Source organism: Candidatus Caldatribacterium sp., assembly GCA_014359405.1.
GTDB classification, from domain to species: Bacteria; Atribacterota; Atribacteria; order Atribacterales; family Caldatribacteriaceae; genus Caldatribacterium; species Caldatribacterium oleiphilum.
This window is the reverse complement of record JACIZN010000115.1, coordinates 1-5,513: the sequence shown is the minus strand read 5'-3', so window position 1 is coordinate 5,513 and position 5,513 is coordinate 1. Positions and strand designations below refer to the sequence as shown.

Below are 5,513 nucleotides of genomic sequence, written 5' to 3'. Positions count from 1 at the left end.
GGTCTCCGCCCTGGGGAGGGTCTCTACGTCCTGGGGTGTGGGGATGGACGGATTCTCATCTGCGCCGCCCGGGAATTTGGCGCAAGGGCAGTGGGGATAGAGCTCAACCCCTGGCTTTTCCTTCTCTCCTCGCTTCGGGTGCTTTTCCTGGGTTTGCGGCCACGAGTGCGGGTTATCTTCGGCAACATCTTCAACGTGGACCTTTCAGAAGCTGATGTCGTCACCCTTTTCCTCTTCGAGCACGTCAACGAGGCTTTAAAGGAAAAACTCCTCCGGGAGCTTAAGGAAGGAACCCGAATCGTCTCGTATGTCTGGACCTTTTCGGGCTGGGTACCAAAGGAAGTGGACCGCGAGCTCCGTCTTTTCCTCTACGTGCGGGGGGAATCAGAGCCCTCAGGGTCACGGGAATCATCCTGAGGCTCCCTGGGGACGACAACCTTACGGTAGCCAAAGAGGAAGCTATTGCAAGCAAGGCTTCCCAGTGGTCATCGAAAGGGGTGAAGCGGCACCTTCGGTGATTTCTTTTCGGCTTGAACCCATGGTCATCACAAGCTCTTTTGGTTTGTCGCTGCGAGCGCAAGCGAGGCAGTCTCTCCCCTAATCCGTTGTCGCAACTTCCCCAATCTGTCGTTGCGACTTCCCCAATCTGTCGTTGCGCCTTTCCCAATCTGTCGTCGCGAGCGCAAGCGAAGCGACCTCAAAGGTTCTGCGGAGAGACTGCTTCGGAAGCGAGACTACGACCTCGCAGTGACCCCTCTTGTTTGTTCTTGTGAGGATGTTCTTCCCGATTGTTGCGGGGATGTTCTTCCCGATCGTTGCGCGAAAATCCCCCCCGGTTCTTGCAAGGGTATTTCCCGGTTGTTGTGAGGACTTCTTTTCCCGGCCGTTCCAAGGGCACCTTTTCCTGGTTGCTGCGGGTACATCTTTTCCCGGTCTTTGCGAGGACTTCTTTTCCCGGTCGCTGCGAGGACACTTTTCTCGGTCACTGCGAGGAGCGAAGCGACGAAGCAGTCTCATATTTTCAGGAAAGGCGAGATTGCTTCACAAACGAAACGACGAGTTCGCAAAGACAGGGAAAGGGACGAAACGACGAGTTTGCAATGACCCCTTCGTGTTGTTGTTGATCGCTGCAAGCGCAGCGAAGCGGTCTCGTATTTCAAGGGAGTGAGGTTGCTTCGGAGGCGAAGCAACAAGCTTGCAGCGATCCCGGGTGCTTGACCCCTGAAAAGACTGTGCTATAATCACCTGTAGCGAGCGGGAATAGCTCAGGTGGTAGAGCGCCAGCCTTCCAAGCTGGGTGCCGCGGGTTCGAGTCCCGTTTCCCGCTCCAGTTTTATTTTGGTCTACAGTTTCCTCTTCCCCTTCTGTAATGCGAAACAATTTACAACCCTGTAGAGTGCTTCCTCGAATTTTGCGACTGCTTTGTCCAGGCTAAAGTTTAGTGCCGTTTCCCTTCCCCGCTCCTCAAGGAGTTTTCGGGCAGCAGGATTCTAAAGGAGGAAGAGAAGAGCGTACGCTGGAGAGTCAATGTCCCCTGGCTCGGCAAGAAGAGCATTGTATCCCTCCTGGGCATATGTACGGATTCCTCCACAGTCGGTGGCTACAACGGCCATTCCTGAAGCCATGGCTTCAAGGGGAGGAAGGGCAAAGCCCTCATACCACGAGGTGAAAAGGAGAACGGTTGCTTGCCGATAGAGGGAAGCAAGGTTTTCCTGAGTAGGGTTGACAACGAAATGCAAGGGAAATGTGATGCCTTTAACGTCGGGCTTTTGCTGGCAAGCCCAGATGACCTCGAAGTGGGGAAATAGATTCCATGCTTTCTGGAGGGTGAGGAGAGCAATATCGAATCCCTTGAAGGGAAGCATTGGGTTTCCGACGAGAAGAATAACGTTGTTTCCCCTTTTCGGTCCAGGACGATAGAAGCTGGTATCCACGCCGTTGGGGACCACAACTGCTTTTCGTCCGAAGCGAACCCTGAGGATGTGCTCAAGAAGGGGGGAGACTACGATGATGGGCACAGGAAAAGTGTAGGCTTTGTGGAGGAGTTCCCGGATTGGTGAGCGGGGATTGAGATCGCCGTAATCACCGAAGAGATACTCGCTTCCCTGCTCGAAGAGTACAACGGGTATAGGAAGCATCTTCGTCTCTTCGAGTTGCGTGAAGAATCCCACGATGAGAACATGAGGTCTTCGACAAACGGCAAGAGTGGCTGCCCCATGGGGAACAGCGATACTTTTCAGGGTTGGGATATTATCCTTTCCGTACCACTCTGGGAGTTTCTCGTCCTCGTCTCGGAAGATGGTCACGATGCGATGTCCTCGCCGGGAGAGAGCCCTGAGGTACTCAAGGAGCATTTTCATGCCCCCTGTGAGGTGTTTGTGGGGAAGAAGGAAACCAATGGTCAAGGTTTCTCTGGTTCGGCTTGGAGGCGTTTCGAGGAGGAGGTCGTCAAGCGGAAAGCTTTCAGGAGCCCGGGATGGGAAAATCGCAAAAATCTGAGCGCCATTGCTTCCTAAGGGTAGGTAGCGGTAACTAAAATCGAAGTCAATGAAATCGAGAATGTGCCAGCGGCTTCGGTGAGCCTCAAAGGGATTCCCCAAGTAGGAATCCTGGGGAGCAGGAAAACGAGGTGTGGAAACGAGGAGAGATTTCTTGGTGTGCTTCAAGAGTTCTTGCAGGATGGTCTTTCCCTTCTCCTTTTCAAAGTGCTCGAGTACGTCGACGAGAAGAACAACATCGTATACAGGTAGGTGGAGAAGGCAATCCTCTATGGTTTCGTAGAAGATGCAATTGTACACAAAGTCGTGAATTGGATTGCGGTAGCCCGCAAAAGCCTCTACCCCATCTATCCGTATCTCCCAGTCTTCTTTTCGATAGCGGTTTTGGGAAATCTCAAGGACTTCGCGCAAAAGTACACCGTATTTTCCAAAACCTACGCCAATGTCAAGGATGGATTTGGGGGAAACCGCCGTTGCTGCTTCCACAAGAACAGGCGCAGCATGGATGAAACTCGTCGGCATCGGGTTTCGACCTCCTCTTCCCGAGAAAAGATAAAGTTTGATGCCACGATGGTTGGCAGGATATTTCATGTCACCTTGGAGGGAATACAGTCTAAAGTTTCTCTGTCTTACACCGATTATACAAAAGGGGTGGTGGAGTTGCCGATACGGGTTGTCGAAAACATTGCTCCTCCCCTTGAGGAGGACTTCGAGGAGCTTTTGAAGAGAGGAGATGCTTTCCTCAAGGAGGGGGACCTTGAGAAAGCAAAATGGTGCTTTGAGAGGGCAAAAGAGAAAGGAAGGGAACATTTTATTTTATGGAATGGCCTTGGGGTTCTGGCTTACCATCGGGGGTCCTACAAGGAGGCAGAGAAGCTCCTTCGCCGGGCTGTTGCGCTTAACCCCGAGTATGCTGAAGGGTGGAATAACCTCGGAGCGGCGTACTTTGCCCAGAAGAAATTCTCGGATGCCAAGGCGGCTTTTGCCCGAGCTCTGAAGCTCTGTCCTGACCTCCGGGATGCCCAGGAGAACTTTCTCTGGATTTCCCAAAAAATCTTTGGAGCCTCTTTTCCTTCCCTGAGCCTCTGCATGATTGCCAGAAACGAGGAGAAGAACCTCCCCCGGGTGCTCTCTTCAGTCCAGGGGCTTGTGGACGAGATAGTTCTTGTCGATACCGGGTCTTCAGACCGGACTCCGGAAATTGCCCGCTCCTTTGGGGCTCGGGTTTACCACTTTGCGTGGTGCGATGATTTTGCGGCTGCCCGAAATGAGGCACTGAAGTACGCTCGAGGGGAGTGGATTCTTGTCCTTGATGCCGATGATGAAATGGACCGAGGTGACCTTGCGCGGCTTAGGGCGCTCCTTTCGGTTACCGATGCCACGGGGCTTATGCTTCCCATCCGAAGCCCCCTTGATCCTGAGGGGCGGAACGTGATGACGAACTACCTCGTTCGGGTTTTCCGCAAGGACCCCCGAATCCGTTTTCGGCGAAGGATTCACGAAACAGTGGAGGGAGTGATTGTGTCCTTAGGAGGGATAATCCACCGCCTCACCACGATTTCCATCCTCCACCATGGATATAAGGACGCAGGGAGAGTGACCGAGAAAGTCAACGAGCGGAACTTTCGCATCCTCCTTGAGGCGCTTCGGGAAAACCCAAAAGATCCTGATATCCTTGCCTATCTTGGGAAGGCGTATCTCTTCCGGGGGGAGAAGAAAATTGCCCGAGCCCTCTTTGAGAAGATGCTCAAGATTTCCCAGGGAAAGGGCTTTTTAGCCCTTTCGACGCACCTTGACCTGGCCTTTATGGAAGAAGACGTAGAGAAAGCCCTTGAGTACCTGAAAAAAGTTGAGGATATCGACCCGTACCTTCCAGACCTCTGGTACGTGTACGGGAAGGTGTACCAGAAAGGGGAAAAGTGGCAGGAGGCTTTGGAAGCCTTCGAGAAGGTCACCTCTGTGGACACTACAAAGAGTACCTCCCTGATGACCTTTTTCCGGGTTGATGTGGCTGACCTTTACGTTTCCCTTGCCCAGTGTGCAGCCATGGTGGGAGACAAGGATAAAGCAGAAAGCTACGCCCGGAAAGCCTTAGAGTACTTTCCCGATAATCCTGGAGTGCTCAATAACCTTGCAGTTGCCCTTATTGAGAGCGGGCGCTTCGATGAAGCTGAGGAATACTTAGAGAAGGCTGTAGCCCTTAGCCCAAGGGACGGGACAGTCCTTGGGAATTTTCTGCAGCTCCTTGTGGAAAAGGGAAATATTGAAAAGGCTAAAGCCTACCTTCTCCGCCTCAAAGAAAATCTCGAGAACAGGTAAATTAAAAAATTTTTCCCGGAACCCCTAAAGTTTTTGGAAAGCCGCTCGATATATTAGGGTGGAAAGCGAGAAAGGGAGGTGACGAGGAAGAAGAGGAACGTGGTAGGAGTTTAGCGGTGCAGGTCCTTCGGGTGGTTTTCCTTTGTGTGAGGGCATGGATGCCTTGAAAAAAACCTCAGGAGGAGGTTGAAGGAAATGGGTCTTCGGATTAACCAGAACATCACGGCGTTGAATGCCCACCGGAATCTGGTGGCGACAGACAACGCCCTGGCGAAATCCCTTGAGCGGTTGTCTTCGGGTCTTCGAATCAACCGGGCGGCGGATGATGCGGCAGGGTTGGCGATTTCTGAAAAGATGCGGGGTCAGATCAAGGGCCTTGCCCAGGCCATCCGCAACGCTCAGGATGCCATCTCGCTCATTCAGACAGCTGAAGGAGCGCTGAACGAAACTCATTCCATCCTCCAGCGGATGCGGCAGCTTGCCGTCCAGGCGGCAAACGACACCCTTACTTCGGCTGACCGGGAGCAGATTCAGGAGGAAATCAACCAGCTCATCGAGGAACTCGACCGCATCGGCAACACCACCGAATTTAACACCAAAAAGCTCCTCAATGGCGAGGCAGGGTATAAGGTAACGGCACTGAATGGTTTGGCAATCAATGGAACTGTAACGGTTAATGATAGTTCGTATGATGGT

The 5,513-nt window shown here is 52.7% G+C and carries 3 protein-coding genes, 1 tRNA gene and 1 pseudogene; 4 read left to right on the top strand and 1 reads right to left on the bottom strand.

The genetic code is table 11. From position 1 onward, the window contains the following. The coding region (locus H5U36_08505) for a class I SAM-dependent methyltransferase (GenBank protein MBC7218158.1) at positions 1-417 on the top strand (417 nt) is incomplete at its 5' end. Between the two features lie 837 nt (positions 418-1,254). Next, a tRNA-Gly gene (locus tag H5U36_08500) sits at positions 1,255-1,330 on the top strand. 160 nt (positions 1,331-1,490) lie between these two features. Here H5U36_08500 and H5U36_08495 read toward each other — a convergent pair. After that, entirely contained in the window at positions 1,491-3,020 is a 1,530-nt protein-coding gene (locus tag H5U36_08495; GenBank protein MBC7218157.1) for a glycosyltransferase family 4 protein, read from the bottom strand. A 138-nt stretch (positions 3,021-3,158) separates the two neighbouring features. Here H5U36_08495 and H5U36_08490 point away from each other — a divergent pair, with 138 nt between their 5' ends. Together H5U36_08490 and H5U36_08485 are read left to right on the top strand one after the other, a co-directional pair. Next, on the top strand, positions 3,159-4,817 hold the full coding sequence (locus tag H5U36_08490) for a tetratricopeptide repeat protein (GenBank protein MBC7218156.1): 1,659 nt from the start codon (positions 3,159-3,161) through the stop codon (positions 4,815-4,817). A gap of 195 nt (positions 4,818-5,012) precedes the next feature. Further along, positions 5,013-5,435: pseudogene (locus H5U36_08485) on the top strand (flagellin). Positions 5,436-5,513: the final 78 nt, after the last annotated feature.

Excerpts from the sequence above, each read along its gene's own strand:
- H5U36_08495 (MBC7218157.1), bottom strand. The coding sequence starts at position 3,020 with ATGCCGACGAGTTTCATCCATGCTGCGCCTGTTCTTGTGGAAGCAGCA.